This window comes from Planctomycetia bacterium, from assembly GCA_015075745.1.
Classification (GTDB): Bacteria; Planctomycetota; Phycisphaerae; order UBA1845; family UTPLA1; genus UTPLA1.
Genome location: JABTTW010000001.1, coordinates 2,538,558 through 2,563,853 on the forward strand (window position 1 = coordinate 2,538,558; position 25,296 = coordinate 2,563,853).

Here is a 25,296-nt window from a genome sequence, read left to right on the forward strand (position 1 = left end):
GGCGAGACGAAAGCTCGTCCGGGTCGGACTGTGCGGAGGCACGATGATGATGAAGACAGCTCACTATTTCAATTCCCATATTCGTTTCGCCCCAATCGCTTTTGTCGTCTGCTTCGGTCTCACCGGGCTCACGCCGGCGCTGCGCGCACAGAATGCGGCCACTTCGCAGCCGGCAACGACCCAACCCAACGACAAGGCCAATGAGCAGGAAGACGCGCTGGCTCGCGCTCGGCGCGAGGCCCTCAAGTCGCTCGGCAAACAGCAAGCGGCGCCCTCAACCGCGAAGCCTGCCGTGCAGCCGATGAAGCCCACGCCGCCGGTCGAAAAGCCGCCCGTGGCGCCGGTCGTTGAACAAAAGCCGTCCCCTACTCAGCCTCCCGAGGCGGCCGCACCAGCGACGACACAGCCCGCTGCCGAGACGAAAGAAGAATTGACGACGCCCGGGGAGCCGGTCAAAGCCGAATTGACCACGCTGACCTTCACCATGCTGTCACCGGACCCCGCCGCGCGCTCCTATCGCTTTGACTATGACAAGACGCCGTGGGCCGACGTGCTGACGGACTTCGCCCGCATGAGCGGCCTGCCGTTTATCAGCGAGCCCGATCCGCCGATCAGCGAGACGCTCACGTTTCGCAGCAAAGGCGAGATGACTTATGCCGAGGCGCTCCAACAGCTCAACGAATTGCTTGTCGGGCGTCCGCTCAACAAGTACCTCATCAAGCGACAGGAGAACTTCCTCGTCATCAAGCGGCTTCCCGACTGGATGCGCGAGATTCCGCCCAGCCTGATGTTCAACTCCTTTGAAGAGATGGAGGCGACGAATCCCGATCCATACGACATCGTCCTGGTGAATTTGGATTGTCCGGAAGGCTGGTCGCCTTACGAGATCATCGAGACATTCCGGCCGATGTTCAGCGACACCTACGGCACGCAGGTCAACGGCGAACGCCTCGAACTGACCGGCATGGTCTGGGAGCACCGCCGCTTCCGTGATGTCGTCTTCAAGCTCTCCGGCATGAAGCCCGGGCCGCCCGAGGGTGATCCGCGGCCGACATTGACCATCGAGTTGAAGAATGCCCGATGCGCCGACGTACAGACGATGCTCCGCCAGCTTTACCCGATCGCCGCCCCTACTGCGCCGCAGCGCGGACCGGGCCTCGACCCGACCGCTGAGACGGCCAAGAAGGTCGACATCATCGCCGACGTGAAGAACAACCGGCTCTTCGTGAAGGCGCCGGCGCGGTTGCTCTCGGAGATCGAGCAGATGTCAGCCCGGCTCGACATCGGCAGCGGCCCGATGCTCCCGGTGATGAAGGTCGTCGCGCTGGAATACGCCGATGCAAATTCGCTGACCGGCATGCTCAAGCCCATCTTCATGAAGGAGCAGCAGGCGCTCTTGAAGCCGGATGGCTCGTTCGTCTCGGTGGATCAGCGCGCAGCGCTGGAGCGCGACATCTTCCCGGATGCAACCAGTAACTCCGTCGTTCTCATCGGCGGAGAGGAGGGCGTTGCCGCCGCGGAGAAGCTCGTCAAGGAATGGGACAAGCCCGGCGAGAACTCCCTTGACGAAATCGTCAAGCTCAAGCATACCGATGCGAACGAGATCGCCGGCATTCTCTCGCAGGTGTTCCCGCCGCAGGCCAAGCCCGGCAAGATGCCCGACCGGATTACCGTTCGCTCCGCGGACACCTTGCTCTTGTCGGTTTCCAAGCAGACCTTTGAAAAGGCACTCGCGCTCATCGAAAAGCTCGACGTGCCGTCGGGCGATGAGGAGAAGGAACACCTTGTCCAGCCGAAGGCCGCGGCGCCCAGCGCATTGGCGGCAATCCTTCAACAGGCGATCTCCGGCACCGGTTCTCCGCGCCCTGCGCAGCAGATGGCCGGCAAGCGACCCGGTCAGCCGATGCAAGTGACTTCGCTCGCCGGCGGCGGGGCGGGCCCGCGATTCATTCCCGATGACAGCACCGGTTATCTGATTATCTACAGCACCGACGCCGACTGGGAGCGCATTGAGCCATTGCTCAATACGCTCGACGGTAAGGCCGCGTCGAAAGAGCCGCGATTCGAGACGTTTATTCTTGAGAAAGCACGCGCTCAGGATGTGGTGAATCTGCTTCAGCAGATGTTCCCGCCCGAGCCGGTCGTCGCGGGTCAGCCCGTTGCCCAGGTCCAGCAGAGTTTCTTCACCGACTTGTACAACAACGGCGTGCAGGTCTTCGCCCCGGACGAGTTCATTCAGCGCATCACGCCGTTCATCAAGCGCCTCGACATCGAGACGACCGGCCCGCTGACCATCATCAAGCTCGAATACTCCGATGCCGAGACCATTGCACCGATCCTCGCGGAGAGCGTCGGAGGGACGTCCGTCTCCACGGGAGCCCCCTCGCGCGCGGTGCCGATTCGCCGCGGACGCCCTCAGCCGGGCCAGCCCGTTGCGGCGCAGCAGGCGCAGGCGATCGACCCGACTGGCGGCTCGATCCGCATCGTCCCCGAGCCGATCACCAACACGCTTTTGGTGACCGCGCCGGACAAGGAACTCGTCCAGATTCGCGACCTCGTCAAGCAGATTGAGGAAGAAGCTCGCGTCCAGAAGGACAAGGTCGAACCGACGCGCGTGCTGCTCACGGCGCAGTCGCGCCCGGCGGAGGAGATTGTCGAGACACTGCGCTACCTGGCCGAGACGCCGCAGCAGCTTCCCGGTGGGCCGCGCGCCGCCAGCAAGGAAGTCGAGGCCGCCCAGTCAGAAGGGCTGAAGATCGTCGCCAGTGGACAGCAGGTCATCATCGACGGCCCGCGCGATCAGGTCGCCAAGGCGGTGCAGCTTTTCCAGGAGATTGACTCCCCGCACGAGCCGATGATCTTCCGCAAGTATGCGGTCGTGGATGCCGAGGGCGATGAGAAAAAACTTCGGACGCTCCTCTCGCAAAGCGCCGAATCGACCATCAAGACGGAGACGACGCCCACCGGTCGCCCGCAGCGAATGAATCGTCAACCCACTCCTGCGGCGAAAGTCTCGGCTCCTGAGTCCATCCTCATCTACGCGGATGTTGACGAGAACACGCTGCTGGTCGGTGCGAGACTTGAGTCCGATCTCAAAGAGGTCGAGCGCATTCTTGAAATCATTTTCGCCGACGCCAGCGAAGTGAAGGGCGGGCGCGAGGTGAACTCTCTCGAACTCGGCTTCATGCTGGTGAAGCTGGAAAACACCAAGGCCTTCGACATCGCCTTCGACCTCGAAGACATCCTGAACCCCGACAACAAATCCGGTGGTCTCAAATTCGACGAAGGCCCGACGGAAAAGACCCTGCTCATCCGCAACTGCAAGTCGACGCAAGAGGCACGCGTCCGCGAAGTCATCAAGATCTTCGACGTGCCGGAGAAGCCCGGCTTCGCCCGGAAGAACTTCCGCATGTTCTCCTCCGAGAAGATGCCGCCGGAAATGCTGGTGGGTCGACTCCAGCAGCAGTATGACAAGCCGATAAAGCTCATTCCGCTCGGCGATGCCACCGGCCGGGTGAAGGTGATTGATATTCACGAGGGCGAAGAGGACGATAGCGGCGTAAGCCCGTGCGTCCTCCCGATGAGCATGATCAACTCGCTTCAGTCGCTTTCGCTTGGGCAGTCAGATGCGAAGTCAGGTGACTCAGATCTGCTCGATCCGGCAGTGTGCCCGATCTGCCATCAGAGCCCCTGCACCCTTCCCGCTCAGTTGCTTCGCTCGCTTGATTCGGTATCGATGGCCGGGTTCGACTCGCAGCCAGAAGAAGAAAAGCAGAGCGGCAAGCGCGAGTTCTCCACCGGCGAGCGGCAGCACAATCACCCGGTTGAGCCGAATGCCGAGGCTTCAACCGATGAGGTCAACCAAGTCGAGATTCTCTACGATGCCGAAACCGGCAAGATCATTCTCAAGGGTCCCGAGGAGGAGCTTGAGAAGATCGAGCTGATGCTTGAGGATATCGAAGACGAAGAGCAGCCCACGGTCTTTCGCGTATTCCCGCTCAAGTACGCCGATGTCGTTACGGCGGCGCAGCTTCTCGAACAAGTGTTCAACCAGGGCCAAGCCGTCGCCGCAGGTAGTCGCAGAGGTCGCGGCGCGCAGCAGCCGGCGCCGATGCCGGTCCCGCAGCCTCCGCCGCAGCCCGGCCAGGGGGGCAAAGGCGGTCAGCCCAATCCGCAGCAGCAGCTTCAACAGTTGATGGCCCAGCAACAGGCCGCCCAACAGCAGGGGCCGTCGCGCGTCAAGGTAGTGGCCGATCCGCGCACGAAGAGCCTGTTCGTCGCGGCGCTGCTTTCCGATGTGCCGCTCATCGTCGACGTGCTTCGCAAGATTGATGCCCCGACCGACGTCTTCGAGAAGACAATCAAAATCTTCCGACTGGAGAATCTCGATGCCACGCAGGTGGTCGAAAGCCTCAAGGAAGTCCTCGGGGTACAGAGTGCTGCAATTGCGCGCGGCGCTCCGCAGCGTGGCGGTCGGCCCGGTCAACCGCAACCCGGTCAGGACCAGCAGCAGATGCTTCAGCTTCAGAATGCCCAGGGTCAGTCGGTCGCCGTCTCGGCCGATGCCATTGAGCTTTCCGCCGAGGCCCAGACCAACAGCATCATCGCCAAGGCCCCGCCGGACACGCTCACGTTGATCGGCGACCTCATCAAAGACCTCGAATCGCAGGACAACACAACCGTGACCGAGATGCGCCGAGTGCCGCTCAAGTTTGCCCGTGCAACCGATGTGGCCACGATCGTGAAGGAAGTCGCCACTCAGGTAACCCCGCGACGTGGCGGCAGCGGAAGATTTGGCGGTCGCAACGGCGGCGGCACGACTTCCAGCGGCGTCTCCGTCAACGCGGATGCCCGAACGAATAGCGTCATCATCGCCGGGCAGTCCAAGGATGTTGACCGCGCTGCCAAGATCGTGGAGGACATGGATATCCCCGCCGACGGCGGCGCTATTCAACAGTTCGCCGTCAAGGGCAGTCCCAGCCAGATGGCCAACACGCTCAAGTCGCTCTTCTCGTCCGGCAGCCAGAACGACATCGTCATCACCGGCGACGATTCCACCGGCACGCTGCTGGTGAAAGCCCCGCCGGCGCAGATGCAGGAGATCGCCGACCAGATCGCCAAGATGGACGAGAAGGTCGCCGACACCAAGGACATCAAGACCATCAAGCTGCTCGTCGCCGATGCCGAACAGGTCGCGCCCAAGTTGCAGGAAATCTTCCAGGCCCCGCGCACCGGCGGCGCCAAGCAGACGGTGAGCATCAAGGGCAACAAGAACAACAGCATGCTCTACGTCACCGGCGCAGACGAAGAGACCATGAAGCAGATCAAGGAAGTCGCCACGGGAATGGACCTTGCTCCCAGCGGCATCCAGGTTCGTCGCTTCCCGATGCAGAACGCATCCGCCGTCGAGATGAACACCCAGTTAACCGACATGCTCGCCAAGGCGAAGATGTCAGGTGGGCTTGAAGGCGTCAAACTCGACTTCGTCGGCGCCGTGCCCGACCCGCGCACCAATTCACTCATCGTGACCGGCGGGCCGATCACGTTTCTCCTGATCGGCGACATTCTCAAGGAAGTGGACGTGGCATCGCCGCCGGACATCGCCCGCGACACGCGGACCTACGAACTGCCGATCTCGGTGGACGTCAATCAGGTCGTGCAGAACATCCAGTCGCTGTTCGCCTCGGCCGCGTCGCAGAAGACCGGCTTGGAACCGCCGACCGTCGCAGCAAACGTCGCCGGCAATCTGGTCATTGTTACGGCCAATGGCAAACAGCACGAACAGATCAAGACCTCGGTGATCGACCCGATCATCACCGCCGTCGGCTCGTCGTTCGAGGACTATCGCATCAACCTGAAGTTCATCCGCGCGGAGGATGCCGAGGCGACGCTTAAGAAGTTCATGGATCAGTGGTGGCAGTCGCGCGGCGGAAAGTTGCAGGACCGCTTCGCCATCACCGCCGATCCCGGCAGCAACATTCTGCTCATCAACTGCACCCCGGCTACGAAGCAGATCATCGACAATCAGCTCGTTGAAATGGACATCGCCGGTGGCATCCCGGAGACGCGCACGATTCAGCTTCAGTTCGCCCGTGCCGATCAGGTCGCACCGGCCATGATGCAGACATTCCAGAGCAAGACGACGGCCAACACCAAGGGTCAGTGGCCGGTCACCGTCATTGCCGAGGTCAATTCCAATTCGCTCGTTATCACGGCCAAGACCGACCTCTGGCCGGAAGTGGAGTTGCTTGTTAAGTCGCTCGACGTCCGCGACACGGCGGGCGAGCGCGAGCGCCGACTCTTCAAGTTGACCTACGCCGATCCCGGCTCGGTTTCGAATGCGATTCGCCAGGCCTTCCAGCCGGTGGGCCGCACGCCGAGCCCGCGTGACATGGTCGCCACCGCCGACGACTGGACGACCGACAGCGTCGTGGTGACGGCGGCCAAAGACCTCATGCCGGAGATTGAATCGCTCGTCCTGAAGATGGACCAGCCCGGCGACGCGCTGCGGACCGAGCACGTCATTGAACTGACGAACACTAACCCGCAGGACGTGGCGACGTCGCTCCAGCAGATTCTCGACGCGTCAAAGATGGGCCAAAGACAAAAGCCTCCGGCTCAGATTCGCGCCATCCCCGGTACGACCAAGATCATCGCTTACGCCAACGAGGAGGAATTCGAGCAGATTTCTTCGTTGGTGGAGAAGATCGACCGTGCCGAGGGCGGCCGCGAAGTGCACACCGTGGTTTTGCCGGAACTCGTTCCGGCCAAAAACGTCGCCGAGGCGATCAAGCTGCTCTACGGCGGCGGCCAGGGCGGCCCGGGTGCCAAGGACATCAAGGCTGAGTATCACGAGCCGACCAACACGATCATGGTCTATGCCACTCAGGCCGAGTTCGACAAGATTAAAGAGCAGATCATCGACAAAATCTCCACTGTGCCGACCATCGGTGCAATGAAAATTTACCAGATCGCACTTCACTACGCCGTCGCCGACGAACTCGCCAAGACCCTGCAAACCTTCTTCGATAAAAAGGCCGGCCTCAAGACCGGCGGACAGAGCAATCTGCCGCCGTGGATGCGCGGCAATGAGCCCCCGTCGAAGGCCGCGGACAATCAGGTCTCGATCATCGCCGAGCCGACCAGCAACACGCTGCTTGTCTATTGCACGGACGCAACCAAGGCCCTGATCGACGACATCATCAAGGAGATCGATGTCGACCCGTCCACCGGCAGCATCATGGAAATGGTGCCGCTGAAGTTTGTCGACGCGACCGAAATGCTCGACATCCTCACCGAATACCTCAAGGTCGCCCAGCGCTCGCCGGACAGCGAGAACAAGCAATTCGTCCCCTGGTGGGCCGACCGCGAAGAAAAGACCGAGGAGAAGACCGTCCTCGCCGGCGGTATGCGCCTCAAGGCGATCGACTCCATGAATGCGATCATCGTCGTCGGCAAGACCGACAGCGTCCGCGACGCCGTGGCGAAGATCAAGGAACTCGACATCGAACGGCCGGAAAGCGGCGATGCCCCGCAGCGCATTCAGCTTGCTTCCGCGAACGCGACCGAACTGACCGACACGCTCAACAAGGTCTTTAACGATCCCAACCTCGCGAAGTCCAAAGGCAAGAACTACGTCCCGCCGATCATCGTCGCCGAAGAGGCCACCAAGAGCCTGATCGTCCGCGCCAAGCCCAGCGACTTCAATCTCATCAAGAAGATGGCCGAGGGGCTGGACAAGGAAATGGAAGGCGACACCGGCGCCGGCGTTCGCGTCCTCTCCGTTCCCACCGGCCGCGACCTGGAAGAGCTTGCCCGTAACATCGAAAAGCGCATCAACGACGCCGAAAACAATCGCCGCCAGACGCAGAGGGATTACAAGCCGAGTCTGGTGAGCATCGGCGCCGACCTGCGTTCCAGCGCGCTCGTCGTCGCCGGATCGAAGGGCAAGTACGAGGAGGTCAAGCAGCTTGTGATCGACCTCGTAAGCATGGCCCCGGCCGGCAACACCCAGCGCCGTGTCATCCCGTTGAAATCTCTCAGCCCGCAGGAGGCGAAGCAATTGATCGAGCAGTTCCAGCAGAGCGGTAAGGGTAAGTCGTCCGGCCCGCGCTCGGATGCGACATGGACCAATCAGCGGCGCTACGAGGCCCCACTTCAAAGGAAATCGCCGCGCCGCGCGATGGTCGCAGGTTCGATTCCTGTCTTCATGATGCAAGTCGCCCTTAGTAGCGCGATGGCGCAAGCTGATTCGCAGAAGCCAACGACCAAGCCGACCGGCCCGATGATCAGCACGATCCGCCCGCGCGTGGCCACGACGCAGCCCACCCTGGAGCCGCAGGCCACCGCCACCAGCCAGCCGCGCCCAGCCACGCCGGCGAGTCAGAGCGACCCGAAGAAAATCCTGGAGAGCCGCATCGCCGAGCAGGGCAAGCTCGATATCTCAAGAATGTCCGACTCCGCCAAAGAGGCCCTGGGTCGCAAGCTCTCCGGTGCGCCGATCTCCGTCGCCGAGGCCGGCTCAGAGACGATCGTCGTCGAGGCCTCCGATGAAGACATGGAAGTGCTTATTTCCATCCTTGAGATGCTCGATACGGCGATTCCTGACAAGCGCATCGAGTACGTCGCGCTTCAGAAAGCCAGCGCGCAGGACATCGCCAAGACCCTGACCGACGTATTCAGCAAGGTCGAGCAGAAGGGCGAACGCAAGGTCAAGCCCGAAGACAAGGTCGACATCATCGCCGACCCGCGCACCAACGGCCTCTACATCGCCGCGACCGAAGCGAAGATGCAAAAGGTCATGGACCTGATCGAGCAGAACGAAAAGGCCGCCGGCGCGATGCTCAAGCAGGTCAAGACCTTCGCCCTCAAAAATCGTCGCGTCTCCGAAGTCGGCGAAGTCCTTAAGAAGATGGTCTCGACCTACCTCTCACAAAAGGGGCTCGATCCGAAGTTGATCGGCGTTGAAATCGACCCGCAGACCAACAGTGTCTTTGTCACCGCAAACGAGACGGACCTCTCCTTCGTCACCCAGATCATCGAAGGCCTCGACGCCGCTCTCCCCCCTGCGGAGGAAGGCAAAGAGCAGCCCATCGGCGAAGCAGACGTGATGATTATCCCCCTGCGCATCGCCCAGGCCGACACCCTCGGCACCCTGCTTAACGAACTCCTCAAAAAGGCCGGCACCGGCGACACGCCGATGAAGGACTTTATCCGCCGCTTCCGTCTGCTCGACGAGGCGGGCAATCCGCTCGCCACGGTCAATCTCGATCGGCCCATCGTCGTCTTCGGCGACAAGGACTCGAACTCGCTCATGATCGCCAGCACCCGGCAGAACTGCCTCATCATGAAGCAGGTCGTCGCCGCCTTCGACAAGGAGCCTGCCCGCGCAGAAGTCGCCTACAAGGTCTTCACCCTCGCCAATGCCGACGCCACCGAGGTCGCCGAGCAGATCAACAAACTCCTGACCGACGGCGAGAAGCTCACCGCCCGGCCGGGCAAGAGCGAGGCCTCCGGCGTGCCCGACGGCGAAGCCGGCTCGCTCGTCTATCGGGCAGTCATCTCCGCCGATCCGCGGACGAATCAGGTCATGCTCGTCGGCCGGCCCGAGTCGCTTGAAGTCCTGTCCGACCTGGTGACGCGGCTGGACCAGAAGGGGCTGGACGTGATGCCCTTCGAGTTGGTCCGGCTGGAATATGCCAGCGTCTCGGCACTGGAGAAGGCCCTTTCGGAGATGATGAAAGAGCGCGCCGAGGCCCTTCCCAAGGGCACCTCGGCCAATGCCGGCAAGAGTGAAACGGTCATCATCAAGGGTCACCCGCAGTCCAAGTCTCTGATCATCGCCGCCAAGGCCAACCGCCTCGAAGAGCTCAAGGTCCTCATCAAGAAACTCGACATTCCCTCCACGCTTCTGATGGATGACATTCGCACCATCACCGTCAAGAACACCAACGCGACCGAGCTGGCCGACAAGCTGAAGGACCTCTGGGATCAACGGGCCAAGCAGCAGGATGAGGGCGACGGCTTCAAGCTGGAGACCCCCGCCATCGTCGCCGACGAGCGAAGCAACTCGCTGATCGTCGCCGCGGCCAAGGCCGACTTCGACGCGATCAAGAACGTGGTCGACAAGATCGAGGCGCTGGAGCTGAACCCAATGGCGAACATCTACGTCATCCGGCTGAAGTTCAATTCCGCCAAGCAGCTTCAGTCCGCCTTCCAGGCCCTCTTCGACAAGCGCGCCGAGATGCGCACGGTCGAAGGCAAGAGCCGCCCCGAGGATAAGGTGGCCATCGAGATCGATGAGACGACCAACGCCATGCTCTTCGCCGGCTCGCGCGAGAACTATGACGTGCTCATGCAGAAGGTCACGGAGCTGGATCAGGAACTGGGCGTCCCCGGCGTGGTCGAGTTTTTCGTCTGTGACAACGTCGGCGCCCACCGCGTCAAGGACACCATCGACGAGTTGTTCAAGGACAACGGCATCTACAAGCCGGGCGCCAGCAGCGACAGCGAGACCGCCAAGAAGCGCGACAAGGTGACGGTCAGCATCGACGATCGGTCGAACATGCTCCTCGTCTCGGCCTCCCCGGAGAACATGAACCTCATCCGCGAAGTCTACAAGCGGATGAACAGCGTCACGACGCCGTGGGACGTGGCCATCACCAAGATGGTCATTGTCGAGCACGGCGACTCGGTGAAGATCGCCGCACAGGTCGCGGACTATTTCAAGAAGCTCGACGAAATCCGCGACACCGGCGGTTCCAGCGGAAGCAGCGGCGGCAGCAGCAAGTCCGGCTTCGGCATCACCGTCTTCGCCGATGAGCGAAGCAATCGCATCATCGTCGGCGGCACCAAGGACGGCATCGACGGCGCGGTCGAACTCATCAAGCGTCTCGACGTTCCGCCCGGCACGCCCGGCCAGCTCATGGAGGTCTATACCCTTCAGGAGGCACCGGCCGCAAAAATCGGCGAGATGATTAAGAAGGTCTTCGAAGAGCGCAACAAGCCGCGCGAAGGCGGCGGCGACACCGGCGTCCAGGTGCCCAACGTGACCGTCACGGTCGAGCCGGATAACGGCCGCAATGCCCTGCTCATCAATGCTTCAAGAGAAGATCATCTGCTCATCCGAGACCTGGTGACCCGTCTCGATCGGCCTTCGACCATCCTGCAAATGGCCCGTGTGATTGCCCTTGAAAAGGCGCCGGCCGAGCGCGTGAAAGAGATTCTCGAAGAGCTGTACAAGTCCGGCGAGTCCGGCGGCGAAGGTGGTTCCTCCGCCAAGTCGATTGGCGTCGTGGAAGACAAGCGGACCAATTCCGTCGTCGTCACCGCCGCGCCGGGCGAATTGGAGAACATCGTTTCTCTCGTCAAGCGGCTCGATCAGACCGAGGTCAAGGGTCAGGTCGAAATCGGCATCTATCTCTGCGAAAACGAAGACGCCGAGAAGATGGCCGACGTTCTCAATCAGATCATGACCGGCGCGGCTGGTGAAGGCGGCAGCGGCGGCTCGTCCGCATCGGGCGATGATGCGAAGCGAACCCTCTCCTCCATTCTTGTCTCCTATGCAGACAAGGATCCGCAGGGCCGCGAGATTTTCCTGCGCACGATTCGCGAGAACGTGCAGATCACATTCAACGTTCGGACCAACGCCATCGTCGCCGTAGCCCCGCCCCCGGCGCTTCGGCTCATCGAACAACTGGTCACCAAGCTGGACCAGATTCAAAAGCGCTCGGTGCTCGTCAAGGTGTTCATGCTGCGTAACGCCGACGCGACCAAGATGGTCGAACTGCTTACGGACATGTTCGCACAGGACGAAGGGGCCGAGGACCAGGCCGAATTCCAGCGTGATCGTTCCGTCGAAGTCGAGGGCGGCAGCACCTCCACCGGAGGCGCGCCCACCGCCGCCTCGCAGGAAGGCTCGTCGCGCAAGGGTACCTTCGGTCGCCCCAAGACCACCTTTGTGCCGGACGAGCGGACCAATTCACTGATCGTCGCCGGCTGGCCCGAGGATATCGACGTCGTCGCCGACGTGATCGACCAGCTCGACTCGCGGCCGATCCAGGACCGCGACAACTTCGTTTACACCCTGGTCAATCAGACCTCCGACGAGATGCAGGGCGCGCTCCAGGAATACTTCGATGCCGAGGTGCAGCGCCTCGAAAGCCTCGGCGAGACTGTCTCGCCGCAGCGCCTCATGGAGCAGGAAGTCTCCGTCATCTCCCATCCGGAGTCGAACCAGCTCGTTGTCTCGGCGAGCCCGCGCTACAAGCAGCAGGTCATCTCGCTGATCGAACAACTCGACATGGCCCCGCCGCAGGTGATGATCCAGGTGATGATCGCCGAAGTCTCGCTTGATGATCGCTTCGAGATGGGGCTGGAGTTTGCCCTTCAGGAACTCCGCTTCAGCGAGACCGCCGTCGCCGGGCCCAATGGCATTCTCCAGAGCAGCCACTTTGACGTCGTCGGCGGTACCGATCTCGGCGCCTCCGGCAGTGGACTGGGCGGATTCTCATTCACCATCACCGGTGAAGACTTCAACTTCCTCGTCCGCGCCCTCCAGGCCGACAGCCGCCTGGAAGTCATTCAGCGACCGATGATCATGTGCCAGGACAATCAGCAGGCCACGATCCAGATCGGTCAAAGCGTGCCCACGCCCAGCGGCGCACAGACCTTCGGCGGGCAGACTTCCACGCAGGTGCAATACCAGGAAGTCGGCGTGATCCTCAACGTCGAGCCGCACATCAATCCTGATGGCTTTGTGTACATGCTCGTTGAGCCGGAAGTGTCCTCCATCACGGACTCCACGATTCAGATCGCCCCCGGCGCCTTCGCCCCGATCTTCAACCGCCGAACCGCTTCAACGAATGTCGCGGTCAAGGATGGCGAAACGGTGGTCATCGGCGGTCTCATCACGACGACCGAGAACGAGTCCGAGAGCAAGGTTCCTCTCCTGGGCGATATTCCCGGGCTTGGCGTCCTTTTCCGCACGACCTCACGGACGAAGAATCGCACCGAATTGCTCATCGCCATGACACCGACGGTCGTCCGCACGGTGGAGGATGCCCGACGTATCTCCATCGAGAAGCGCGACGAGTCCGGCATCATCACCGACGAAATGAAACAGAGCGTCCTGATGGGTAAGCTGCAGGTCAAGGCCGAGTCGGCCGACGAGATCGACTCGCTCGAAGCCCCGCCGGAGCTGAGCCCCGACGCCCCGTTGCCGGAAGGCACTTACATGGAGGACAGCGAAGTTCTTCCCGCCGAGCCGGTCAAGACGAAGGATCAGCCCGACAGCGACAAGCCCAAGTACGGCCCCGAGCCGCTCAAGTATGGCCCCATGGCGCCATCCGGCGAGGACATGGTCGCGCGGCGCACAACGAAAGAGTTGGAGGTCGGCCGATGATCAGACGACCACGGCATTTAACGCAAAACGCGACCCGCGCCGCAATCTGCGCGGCGGGCCTTTTTGTTCTCGCCCTGTCGACAGGTTGCACCGAGCAGGAAATCGCCAAGTGGGAGGCGGCGAATCGTCCGCTCCTCGCGCGCGACTCGGCTCCGGTCGAGACCAACATTGTCCGCGTCAACAAGTTCTTCAGCCAGACGCCGTGGCTCTCCTTCAAGAACGACGGCAGCAAAAAAGTCGATGGCGTCAGCTTCAGCCTTTATCTCGAAGGCCCCTCCGCCCCTAAGGGCGTCTTCGGCACCGGCACCATCGCGATTGCCATGTACCGCCTCGACACCGATCCGCTCGGCAAGGAAGTGGCGACTCAGGTCAAGGAATGGGTCATGACCGCCGACGAGGCCTACGCATGGCGATCGAAGAAGCAAACCGCCCTTGGCTGGGGATACGGCATCCGGCTCAACTGGGGTGATGAAGTCGACGTGGCCGGCAAGCAGATCGCCATCGTCGCCAAGTACCTCCGGGAGGACGGCCGCGTGATCAGCTCCTCCCGCCAGGTTCTCAAAGTGCCCCCCGACGGCGCCAAGCCCTCGCTCGCCGCGCGTAATTAGCCCGGGCAATTCATCAGCTTCGTGATTTCGGTATCGATTGAGTGGGGCAGGAGTTCCCCGCCACGCGCGACACCCACCTGCGACTCTTTGCCGGAATAGGACGACGATCTCCTGCCCGATTGGGAGGCGAATCGTCCGCGGTGTTCGCGCTATCGAATTGACTGCATCGACGCCTTTAGTTTGTCCATGTCCCTGGTGATCGAATCGGCCGGGCCCGTGGCTTCGATGGTGTAGATGCGCATCGGTGTGACATAGAGCGCGACGAGATAGGCCGTCTTGCCCTGCCCCTCGCCGGACTCGAAGTTGAAAAGCACGCCCTTGGTGCCCCCATTCGAGGTGATCGTCTCGCGCCCGGCCAGTCGCATGCCGTCGATGTCCACTTTCTGATACTCGACGGCGTCGGACCAGTACTTCAAGTCGGCCTTGCTGTTTTCATTCGCACGGACGTTACAGGCGATCACATTCCCGCGCGCCGAGACCGCCTTGAAGTCGTACGCGTGGCTGGATGAGTCCTTGATGTACCCCTCCGGCGGTTCGATCGGCATACAGCCGAAGAGCGCGGCGGCCGACATCGTTACGCAAATAGTCGCGATTCGCTTCATGGTCGGCTCCACTTAGTACTCGCGCGTCAGCCGCGACGGGTCCAGTTCCTTCAGCCAGTTGAACGGCAGCTTGAACTGCTGCGGCAGCGGGGCGGCGCGATACACTCGTTCAAAGTCCGCGGTGATGGTGCTGTAGGCCACGCGATTCTTGAGCACTTCCAGCTTGGCCTGCAAACGCTCGATCTCCTCACCAACGCGGTTGAGCTCCTTCTCCACCGCCAGCGCGGCTTCGACATCTTCCGCCTTGGCCAGAAGCGCCTCCAGCCGAGTGCGCACGGCCATGGAATTCTTGAGGCGCGCCTGCAGGTCGACATACTCCTCGGTCACGTCGGTCGCCTGGAGATCGCGCCGCGCGACGTTGCCCAGCGACTCGACCTCAGCGACCGCAGCCTGATACTTGGCCACCGGCACGCGAATGACGATCTGATTCCCGCTGATGGACTGCACGTAGCCGCCCTGTGCCTCGGCCAGCCGCTCCATCGCATCGATCGCCGCCTCAATCTCCTGCACGACAATGCGAAACTGCGCGGTGTAAATGACGATGCGCTTGTCGCCCTGCGAGGCGGGCTCGCGATCGGACGCGGGGCGAATCCAGCCTACCCCTGAGGCTGGTGCGGGCGGTGGCGTTTTCGAAGCTGCGGCGCGATCGAGGTCTGACGGCTGGGCCGCCTTTCGCGCCGCGAATTTGGCTCTCAAGTCTTCATTTCGACCCACAGTGGAACAACCTGCGATGAGGCAGATCGCCGCCAGGACAAGAGCCATTCGCGGAACAGCAATTTGATTTTTTCCGGAGTGAGCATTGATCATCATATTAATACGGCCCTCGGCTGCGATGAGATCGCGGATACTACGGAGGGGCATTATCCGTCCGTTGGCGGGCAGCGGCAACCGGAAATCAGGATGGGGTCCGCAGTCCCCTTTTATTCCCCGATGAACTTCACCAGCACGCGCTTGCGCCGGCGACCGTCGAATTCGCCGTAGAAAATCTGCTCCCACGGGCCAAAGTCGAGCTTACCGTCGGTGATGGCCACGACGACCTCGCGGCCCATGATCGTCCGCTTGAGATGGGCGTCGGCGTTGTCCTCGCCGGTGTCGTTATGGCGGTATTGGTTCACCGGCTCGTGCGGGGCGAGGCCCTCGAGCCACGTCTCGAAGTCGGCGTGCAGCCCGCGTTCGTCGTCGTTGATGAAGACGCTGGCGGAGATGTGCATCGCGTTGACGAGGCAAAGCCCCTCGCGAACGCCGCTCTCCTCGATCGCCGTCTCCACCTGCGGCGTGATGTTGACATACCCCCGCCGGGTCTTGAGTTCGAACCACAGTTCTTTACGAAATGATTTCATGAGTATGCTTGGACCGTAGCGACCTATCCGTGGATCGGAAAACCTTATTGCTACTTCGCAGAGTTACCGTCCAAGGCAGTTGCAGCCCTTTGCTTTTGGATTGAGTCTTCAGCGGGCAGTTTCTTGAAATAGATGCTTGCCTCGATGCGCACACGTCGCTCGTCCAGCCGCGACACTTCAACTTCCGTATCCCACATGAATCGAAACTTGAGCGATTTGCGGAAACCCGGAGTGTCGAGTCCACTTAGATCAAATGACGCGAAGCAGCGACCGAGGACGTCTCGAATGAAGGTACCTCGAACGCCCAGGTCATCGCCCGGTTGCAGGCGGCCTTTTTCTGTTGGAAACCTCGACGGGTGAGGAAAGAGACCCGCAAACCAATACAGGTAAGACTCCATATCTTCTGGCGGGAGAGGCTTGATCTCACGAGAGATTCCGCGCCGATCTCCAATCGGAAAATCGTCATAGCTCTGAATGGCTGCATGAATCGCATGCGCTTCATTTTTCTTTAGCCGCTCGTTGCCCTCAACGACTCTCCACAAAGGAAGCGAGGTTGGAGTAGAGTCGCCCCACCATTCCCTCGGCTCGCGGTGGTACTCTTGCAATGCAATATCGCCTTCTCTTAAGTAATCCTCTGTCGGCTTTTCAGGCGGCTCGAGAAATGTCTCTGGAACATCAACATCTATGAGGCAATGGAGCTTGCGTTCACTGTCCGACCAGTACGCCGCCTGAATACCCCAAACTTCGCCAGCCTCGTTGCTGAAAGCACAAAGCCCCTTTACAGCGGGACAGTAAAGGCGATCAGCCACATTCGGCCTTTCCCAAAGCAAGAGTGATTCTTTTGGGCCCTCAGAAGAATAATCCGGATTTGCGGCACTCATGAACGAGCCAAGGCGGCCATTGACGGTCGAAGGATCTGCAACGCAACCCGTAAGCACGATCTCAAAGAATGCCGATGCAAGATAGGCAAGCAAACGATTCTTGGAAGTGTTTCTCACCGCGGTCCTCCTATTATTGCATGTCGCTTGATTTGCGCACCCCAATTGATGTTGGCGCCCTCAGGGTATCAATCGGCACTACAAACAAGATAGCATGCCGGGCTCCCTGACCAATCAGCCCTTCGGCCCCGCCGCCTTCACGTCCGCCGTCGCATCCGGGAACTTCTCGAAGTTCTTGATGAATAGCTGCGCGAGGTCCTTCGCCTTCTCGTCATACGCCGCCTGGTCCGGCCAGCGGTTTCGCGGAACGAGCAGCTCCGGATCAACCCCCGTCACCTTCGCGGGAATGTGCAGCCCGAACACCGGGTCCGTCGTCGTCGAGACGTTCTCCAGATCGCCGCGCAAGGCCGCCGACACCATGGCCCGCGTCGCCGGCAGGGCGATCCGCTGACCCACGCCGTATCCCCCGCCCGACCAGCCCGTGTTGATGAGGTAGCAGGTCGAGCCATGCTTCGCGATCTTCTCAGCCAGCATCTTCGCATACACCATCGGGCTCCGCGTCAGGAACGGCTGGCCGAACCCCGTGCTGAAGGTGGCCTGCGGCTCGCTGCCGACGCCCGCCTCGGTGCCTGCGAGCTTGGCGGTATAGCCGCTCAGGAAGTGATACATCGCCTGCGTCGTCGTCAGCCGCGAGATCGGCGGCAGCACGCCGAACGCATCGCATGTCAGGAACACAACAGCCTTCGGGTGCGCGTTCGCCAGCCCCTCAGGGATCGCATTGTCTATGAACTCCACCGGGTACGCCGCGCGGGTGTTCTCCGTGTACTTGTCGTTGTCGAAATCGACGGCCCGCGTGTTCGGATCGACGACGACATTTTCCAGTACAGCGCCGAAGCGCAGGGCGTGGTAAATCTGCGGCTCGCGCTCCTTGGAAAGCCGGATGCACTTCGCGTAGCACCCGCCCTCGAAATTGAACACCCCGCGATCCGACCAGCCGTGTTCATCATCGCCGATCAGCCGCCGATCGGGGTCTGCGCTCAGCGTTGTCTTGCCGGTGCCGGAGAGCCCGAAGAACAGGGCGACATCCCCGCCGGGCCCGACGTTCGCCGAGCAATGCATCGGGAACACGCTCTTATCCGGCAGGATATGGTTAAGCACGGAAAAGATGGATTTCTTGATTTCACCCGCGTAATGCGTGCCGCCGATGAGCACCATCTTCTTTGTGAAGTTGACGACGATGTAGGCCTCGCTGTTGGTGCCGTCAGACTTCGGGTCGGCGTGGCTGTCCGGCGCGGCGAGGATGACGAACTCGGGAACGCTCCTGGCGATCTCATCAGCCGACGGGCGGCGGAAGAGTTGCCGGGCGAACAGCGCGTGCCAGGCCTTCGGCGTCACGACGCGAATCGGCATGCCATACTTGTGATCCGCCCCGGCATATGCATCGACGACGAACAAGTCCTGCTGGTTGAGATGCTCGACACACCGCTTGTGCAGCTTGTCAAAGGTCTCGGTGGTCATCGACTGGTTGGTCTTGCCCCAGGCGACGGTCGATTCGGTTCCCGCATCCTTGACCACGAACTTGTCATTAGGCGAGCGGCCGGTGCGCTTGCCGGTCAGTGCCGCCAGCGCCCCAAAGTTGGTCAATTGCCCTTCCTTTCGGGCGATGGCCTGCTCGACGAGTTCGGCGGCGGTAAGATTATGGTGCACGCTCTTGCCCGGCTTGATGCCGTGATGCTCGAGGCTGTGGCTGCTCTGAATCATGGTGTCGGTCCTTTCGTGCCTTCCGCATTTTGCCCCGCACGGCGGCATGGCCCCGCCCCTTTCGGCAGGCGTGGGAGCGCGGCGATTGTCGCCTCGGCCCTCAGATCGGGCAAGCAAGCTCCGCGCCCCCGCCCCATACATGTGTCCCCATCGGTCCTGGCGTTTCTTGAATTCCAGGCGTTCCGGCGTTTTCCGCCAACGCTTTACACGATTTAACGGCCGTCTTACCCTAACCGCCATCATGCAAACAAATCATTCGGCCACGGTCACGCGGTGTGCGGTTTGGGGGATGGCGACTTTTGCGCTGGCGATTGCCGGCTGCGGCGGCGGCGGGACGACGGCCGAGGTTAAACTACCCGAAGCCGAACGGCCCGATATCGACTCTGCGGCGGCGGCGACCGGCGGCCTGACCGTGCCGGGCCCGGCGGACTTTAATTACGCCTCCTTCCGCTCCGGACAAATCGGTGCGGGCCGTGGCGAGTCGAAGCGCAGAGGTCCGGCCGGGGCGATGTGCCGCGCGGAGTGCCAGAAGAATGGCAGCGCCTGGGGCGAATTCCAGTTCGGCTACACCTTCGACAACAAGACCGGCAAAGCGCTCGACGCCGTCGTCAAAGTACGGTTGAAGGTCAGCGAGTCGAACAACGTCAGCACGCAGCCCGGGGATGAGATCGCCGGCGCGCCGACCGCGACCAGTGCCCTCACATTTTTCATCAAAGACTCGATCGGGGCGGAATTGAAGAACGCCAACCTGCTCTCGACCGTGATCGGCAGCGGCCCGAAGTCGTCAGGCAATCAGCAGGAGTTGGTCTTCGACGCCCGCTTCGAGCCGGATCGCGGTTACTACCTGATCGTCTCCGGCCGCTGCGACACCAACGCCGGCGATGCGGAGTCGCTCTCGGCCACCGTGGAAATCAGTGACCTCTCTATCGAGATAAGCTGGAAGCCCGCGCCGGCTGCGATGAGCAAGGGCAAGGGCGATGACAACGCATCGCTCGCCGGGACGGCGGACGAAGCGGCGGGCTCCTGAGCCGAACGTGGCGACGCCACTAAATAAAACGCTAATCATGAATGCGGCGTGATCGGTTGCGGGACTTGCTGCCCGAATGCACCATGGAGGCCTGAAGCTCGTTTCGGCGATTCGTGAAAAATGTACCCCGCCCTGCACAATTGACGTCCGCTTTCCCTTTCCCTAGCATCATGGATTCGCGCCCGGGACCGCCCCGGAATCGGCGATGACACGACCGCTGGAGCCTTAAGCACATGATCGACAAGGACTTGCTCGACATTCTGGTCTGCCCGAGCTGCAAGAAGCCCGTCGAACAGAAGGCCGCCCAGCCGGGGGAAAACGCGGAGGCGTGGCTGGAATGCACCGGTTCGGGCTGTGGCCTCCGCTACCCCGTCCGCGAGGGGATACCGATCATGCTCATCGACGAGGCCAGTGCCCCCCAGAAATCAGGCGGCTGATTCAGGAATAAACACACGCCTCAGGGGCAATACCGACCGGGCAATCCAACCGAATGTTCGCCATTATTTCCGACATCCATTCGAACCTTGAAGCACTCAAGACCGTGCTGGGCGACATCAACCAGCGCGGCATCGAGACGGTCTATTGCCTCGGCGACATCATCGGCTATGGGCCGGACCCGGCGGACTGTCTGGACCTGGTGGCCAAGACGTGCAAGTGGAGCCTCTGCGGCAATCACGACCACGCCGTCTTCTACGAACCGGCGAATTTCAACGTCGCCGCCGAGAAGGCCGCCTTCTGGACCCGAACCGCGCTGGAAGATGAGAAAGATGCGGACAAGCGAAATGCCCGATGGCGTTTTCTGGGCGGCCTGTCGCCGCGCAATGAGATGGACGGCCTGCTCTTCGTCCACGGCTCACCGCGCAAGCCGATCAACGAATATCTTTTCCCCGACGACGTGTTCACCGCGCCGCAAAAGCTGCTGGCGAACTTCGAGCGCATGGAGCAGCTCACCTGCTTCTGCGGTCATACCCATGTGCCGGGCGTCTTCGTCGATGATCCCTATTTCGAGCCGCCCGACGAGTTGGGCGACGACCGCCGCTACACGATCGGCGATGAGAAAGTCATCATCAACGTCGGCTCGGTCGGTCAGCCGCGCGATCGAGATCCGCGCGCGGCCTACGTGATCGTCGATGGCGACGAAGTCGAGTTCATCCGCGTCGAATACAACATCCAGGTGACGGCGAAGCGGATCCGAGATAACCCCAACCTCGACGACTTCCTCGGAATGAGGCTTTTTGAAGGAAAATAAGCGACACATCCCTCTCCGCCGCCGGGCCTTGCGTGCCGCCTCGAATTCCCGCATCCTGAAAGATTCAAATGGATAATCAGGCCAAAAGAACGATGATCGCCTTCAGCCTTTGCCTGCTCATCATGGTGGGCTGGTTCAAGCTGATGGAGGTGATGTACCCGCCGGTAAAGCCGTCGCAAGGCCAGACGACGACCGTACCGTCTGCGCCCTCATCCGATACCGGCATGGCGCAGATTGAAGATTCCGCGTCCCAGCCATCCGAGCAGGTGCCGAGTATCGCGAGTGTCCCGCCCGCTTCAAACGCGCCGGCCGCTCAGTGGGCTATCTCCTCCGCCGCGGACAGTGCGACCGTCGCGCTCGGCGATGACGATGCGTCAGAGGGCAATCCGTACGAGATGAAAGTGGTCATTACGCCGCGCGGCGCCGGCGTCGAATCGGTCACTCTTTCCCGGCATCGCAATCACGTCGCCAAGGATCGAAAGAATCCGGACGACGATCCATACGTGCTCCTCTCTCCCGTCGTTGATCCCAAGACCGATCGCAGCGTCGAGTCGTTTGTCCTTGAGCATGTCAAGATCAGAAAGAACAAGGACACGACGCTCGGCGAACTCGACGTATCGGCCGCCATGTGGCAGGTCGAGAAAAGCCCGACCGAGACCGGGCAGCAGGCCGTCCTGAGCACATTTATCACGGACGAGGGTCGTCCGGCGTTTCGTTTAAGCCGTGTCTATGAACTTGATAAGCATGCTTATCATCTGGCGATCCGGACCCAAATAGAAAACCTCACCGACCAGCCGCGGGATTTGATCCTCACCGTGCGCGGGCCCGTCGGCATTAAGAATGACGATCCGCAGCGCGAGTTTCGCCGCATCGTCTCGGCCATCGTCGATTCGGACGGGAAGATCACCGATGGCCAGCACGCCCTGCGATCCGACGTCTTCAAGAGCGATGGCGGCGAGAAGGAACTCCTGCCGGGTGAAGGTGAGCACACCCTCTGGACCGCCCTGGGCAGCAAGTACTTCGCATGCATCGTCTGTCCGCTGCCGTCTGACAAGGCGAAGCAGGCATGGTCCGACGCACTCGTGAAAGTGACCGGCAAGACCCTGTTCGATGATCCTTCAGCGGTAGACGATCTGACCTTTGAGCAGGTTCTCTCCACCGGCACCATTGCCCCTGGCGCGAAGATGATGCTTGCCGCCGACGCATTCTGCGGGCCGAAGAGCAGCAAGCTCTGGGCAACCATGCCCCAGGCCGCCGAGCGTCACTACGACATCGCCCAGCACGTCGATCAGTCGGGCTTCACCTTCCGCATCATCACCGTCGGAATGCTCTGGCTGCTGACAAAGCTCTACGGCGTCGTCGGCAACTATGGCATCGCCATCATCATCCTCGTCGTCATCGTGCGCACCATCCTGCACCCCATCACCAAGCGGGGTCAGGTCAACATGATGAAGATGCAGAAATCAATGGGGTCCATCAAGCCGAAGATCGAGGCGATCCAGCAGCAATACAAGAACGACAAGCAAAAGCTCAACGAAGAGACGATGAAGCTCTATCGCGAAGAGGGCGTGAACCCCGCCGGCAGTATCCTCGGCTGTCTGCCGATGTTCCTTCAGATGCCCATCTGGGTCGCCCTGTGGACGACGCTGAATACCAACGTCGACATGCGGCACCAGCCGTTCTTTTTCTGGATCAACGATCTGTCCTCGCCGGACGCCCTGATTCCTTTTAACTCCAGCTTTCACATTCCCCTGCTCGGCGCGATGACTGGTCCGATCACCGGGTTCAACCTGCTGCCGATCATCATGACCATCACCATGTACGCGCAGCAGAAGTTCATGCAGAAACTGACCAAGCCCGCCGTGCCGGCAGCCCCCAAGCTCGATGAGCAGGGAAAACCGATTGCCGACCCCATGGCCCAGCAGCAGAAGATGATGAACATCATGTCCATCTTCTTCGGCTTCCTCTTCTACAACTTCCCCAGCGGGCTCAACCTGTACATCCTCTCCTCAAACCTGCTGGGCATGGCCGAGCAGTATCGCATCAAGAAGCATATTCGTGAGAAGGATGAACGCGGCGATTTTGAATTGAAGAAGCGCCCGCCGGACGATGGTCGAACCGATGACCGCGGTGGTTCGGGCGGCGCCAATGGCAAGCCGCCGGGCCTGCTGGAGCGCCTGGCTAAGAAGGCCGAAGAAGCGCGTCAGCTCCAATCATCCCGCCGCGACGCGCAGACGAAGAAGCGCAAGAAGCAGCCCCGCTTCTGAAAGCCAATCGCCCAGGCTCAATTTAACTGGATGGCCGCGTCGGCGTTTATCGCGTAATCAGCTTACTGATCCAGCGCCCGCGCCGCCTCGCGGCCGCTTTCCAAGCCGACAAAGTTGAAGAATCGATCCTGCGGCAATCGAGGAATCGAGAACATCCTCGCCCGATAGATCGCTTCGTCGTAACGATCGCGCTCGCTCATCGCCCGGCGAAGTCGAGGCGATCGGGTCGGATCAACGACCGGATTGCGGGCGATGGTGGGAACGGACGGCGCCGCGGCAGCGCTGCCCGCGGCCTGCGGCTCGTCGTCAGAAGGATCCTCATCGCCTGCGGGGATGCCCTCCTCGTCGGACTCGGCGTCTTCATCATCAAAATCATCGCTGTTTTCGTCGTCTGATGCGTCATCTTCTTCGGCATCGGCATCATCAGCGTTCGCGTCTTCATCGTCGCTATCGTCGGGCGCTACGTCTTCCTCATCGTCCGAGGACTCGTCTTCGTCGTCAGATACGTCGGCGTCCTCGCTGTACTCATCAGCCGACTCATCCGACGCCGTCGCATCTTCGATCGGCTCTTCGGCGCCTCGGCGACCTTCAAGCGTCAGGTTGGACGGGGCGTTCGGCGGTTCGAGACCGACAACGACATAATCCGTGGTCGCGTCCACATGATCGACCACTTCGCCGCCGTATCGCTTCACCAGCGCCGCGATGGCTTCGGGCCCGCGAACGTCCGCGGTTCCGTCGAAATCGATGTCGAACTGACCGACGATGCAGAATCGCTGCTTCTTGGATCGGTCTCGGCTCAGCACGATGTTGCCGATGCTGTCGCCTTCGAGAATGGGATTGTCGGGAGACGGCGGCGTCGTGACCCGGCACTCGGCCGTTCGACGATCGACGCTCACGACTTCGATGTGCGCCTTGCCGCGGCCGTCCGCTGGAATCCGCTCTTCCGCCGAGTAAACGCTGAAGCTCATTCCCAGTCGCACGTTGTCTTCGCGGCCAAGATCGATGTGCACCAGCGAATCGCCCGGCAATGCGCGCATCACTGTTCCTACAGGCGTCTGGGCTATGGCCAGTTCCTGTCCGGCGTCGATGCCGGGACCGCGCAGCGAAGCAAGCGCTTCGCGCTGCTGATCCAGCAATGACTCACGCCGAAGGAGTTCGTCTCGGGCCTTTCGACGCATGTCTACAGATTCGCGCCGGAGGGCGTTCAGGGCGTCCTGCTTCGCGCCGATCTGGCTCGCCAGGGCCTGAGTCTCGCTGGACTTGATTCGCTCGAATTCGGTCTTGGCGTTCTGCAGCTCGTCAACCTTTGACTTTAATTTTGAAAGATCATCGGCCAGTTTTTTCTGCAAATCGGAATGGGCGGCCAGAGCGTCTTTCAGGTCGGCGTTCGCCTTATCGAAGCCGGCCATCAGCTTCGCTTTCGCATCAAGCTCTCCGAGGTAAAGCTGATAGAGTTGATCGATCACGCCGACCGAGCCGACCGTCGCCGTCATCTCGTCGGGAGCAGGAACCCGCCCGTCATCGCGAATCTTCGCGAGAGACGCTTCCAGCTTGTTGCGCGCCGAAACCGGGGCCTCGTTCGCGTCGCCGGTCATGGCGCCGACGACCAAGCCTGCCGATGCCTTCAAGTCTTCCAGTTCCTTGTTGATCCGTACCCGCGCCGCCACGGCCTGATCGGCGTTCTGGCTAAGCTGCTCCTGCTGGGTGATGAGCCATATCAGGGCGCCCAGTAGCAGCACGGCGACGATGATCGAAACGACCATGCCGATCGTCGTCGCGTTGGATCCTCCGCGTTGCTGGGGAACTGCTCCCGCCATGGCTTCTCCTCGTAATCGACGCTGTGGGCTTATCCGCAGTTATCTTCGGATACCGCCCCCCGGCAGTGTGGCTATTCGCTGTAGTCTCGGTCGCTCCGCTGGGGTGGGTACCGTCCGGTAGGCCAACTCAACTCTCGGCACAGCAGAGCATACTCAAGTATCTGCGAACCAACCCCGAATGTCAACGTCCGGACCCGTTTCCAGGCCGCTTTAACCGACCGCCCGCCCGGCCGTCCGCAAATCCGCAAGCTGATAGTTATCCGACTGTCGAACTTATGGGCCCGG

At 61.3% G+C, this 25,296-nt stretch carries 12 protein-coding genes; 6 read left to right on the top strand and 6 right to left on the bottom strand.

The features are described 5' to 3' along the window. The first annotated feature begins 46 nt into the window (after window positions 1–46). Both HS101_10035 and HS101_10040 read left to right on the top strand, forming a co-directional pair. Complete coding sequence (locus tag HS101_10035; GenBank protein ID MBE7506611.1) at window positions 47–13,402, top strand: hypothetical protein; 13,356 nt, start codon at window positions 47–49, stop codon at window positions 13,400–13,402. Then, window positions 13,399–14,010 (top strand): hypothetical protein, encoded by a 612-nt coding sequence (locus HS101_10040; protein ID MBE7506612.1) that lies wholly within the window; start codon window positions 13,399–13,401, stop codon window positions 14,008–14,010. Before HS101_10035 ends, HS101_10040 begins: the two co-directional genes overlap by 4 nt. Before the next feature lie 149 nt (window positions 14,011–14,159). On the opposite strand, the gene HS101_10045 is transcribed toward HS101_10040, so the two are convergent. The 5 genes from HS101_10045 to pckA all read right to left on the bottom strand — a co-directional run bounded on the left by HS101_10045 (window position 14,160) and on the right by pckA (window position 18,651). Further along, window positions 14,160–14,612 (bottom strand): hypothetical protein, encoded by a 453-nt coding sequence (locus HS101_10045; GenBank protein MBE7506613.1) that lies wholly within the window; start codon window positions 14,610–14,612, stop codon window positions 14,160–14,162. 12 nt (window positions 14,613–14,624) lie between these two features. Further along, entirely contained in the window at window positions 14,625–15,308 is a 684-nt protein-coding gene (locus HS101_10050; protein MBE7506614.1) for a DUF4349 domain-containing protein, read from the bottom strand. Window positions 15,309–15,532: 224 nt separating this feature from the next. Further along, entirely contained in the window at window positions 15,533–15,952 is a 420-nt protein-coding gene (locus tag HS101_10055) for a YjbQ family protein (protein MBE7506615.1), read from the bottom strand. A 50-nt stretch (window positions 15,953–16,002) separates the two neighbouring features. Beyond that, on the bottom strand, window positions 16,003–16,950 hold the full coding sequence (locus HS101_10060; GenBank protein ID MBE7506616.1) for a hypothetical protein: 948 nt from the start codon (window positions 16,948–16,950) through the stop codon (window positions 16,003–16,005). Between the two features lie 114 nt (window positions 16,951–17,064). Continuing rightward, window positions 17,065–18,651, bottom strand: a complete 1,587-nt coding sequence (gene pckA, locus HS101_10065) for a phosphoenolpyruvate carboxykinase (ATP) (GenBank protein MBE7506617.1) — start codon at window positions 18,649–18,651, stop codon at window positions 17,065–17,067. A gap of 289 nt (window positions 18,652–18,940) precedes the next feature. On the opposite strand from pckA, the gene HS101_10070 reads away from it, so the two are divergent. The 4 genes from HS101_10070 (at window position 18,941) to yidC (ending at window position 23,194) form a co-directional block, all read left to right on the top strand. After that, on the top strand, window positions 18,941–19,678 hold the full coding sequence (locus tag HS101_10070; GenBank protein ID MBE7506618.1) for a hypothetical protein: 738 nt from the start codon (window positions 18,941–18,943) through the stop codon (window positions 19,676–19,678). Window positions 19,679–19,911: 233 nt separating this feature from the next. Beyond that, window positions 19,912–20,115, top strand: coding sequence for a Trm112 family protein (locus HS101_10075; protein ID MBE7506619.1), 204 nt, complete (start codon window positions 19,912–19,914; stop codon window positions 20,113–20,115). A gap of 53 nt (window positions 20,116–20,168) precedes the next feature. After that, a complete protein-coding gene (locus tag HS101_10080; GenBank protein MBE7506620.1) occupies window positions 20,169–20,927 on the top strand; it encodes a metallophosphoesterase family protein in 759 nt (252 codons plus the stop codon). Window positions 20,928–20,995: 68 nt separating this feature from the next. Beyond that, window positions 20,996–23,194 carry a membrane protein insertase YidC gene (yidC, locus tag HS101_10085; protein MBE7506621.1) on the top strand — a complete coding sequence of 733 codons (2,199 nt, stop codon included), beginning with the start codon at window positions 20,996–20,998 and terminating at the stop codon, window positions 23,192–23,194. Window positions 23,195–23,256: 62 nt separating this feature from the next. Here the strand turns inward: yidC and HS101_10090 are convergent, their stop codons facing one another. Continuing rightward, on the bottom strand, window positions 23,257–25,011 hold the full coding sequence (locus HS101_10090) for a hypothetical protein (GenBank protein MBE7506622.1): 1,755 nt from the start codon (window positions 25,009–25,011) through the stop codon (window positions 23,257–23,259). Window positions 25,012–25,296: the final 285 nt, after the last annotated feature.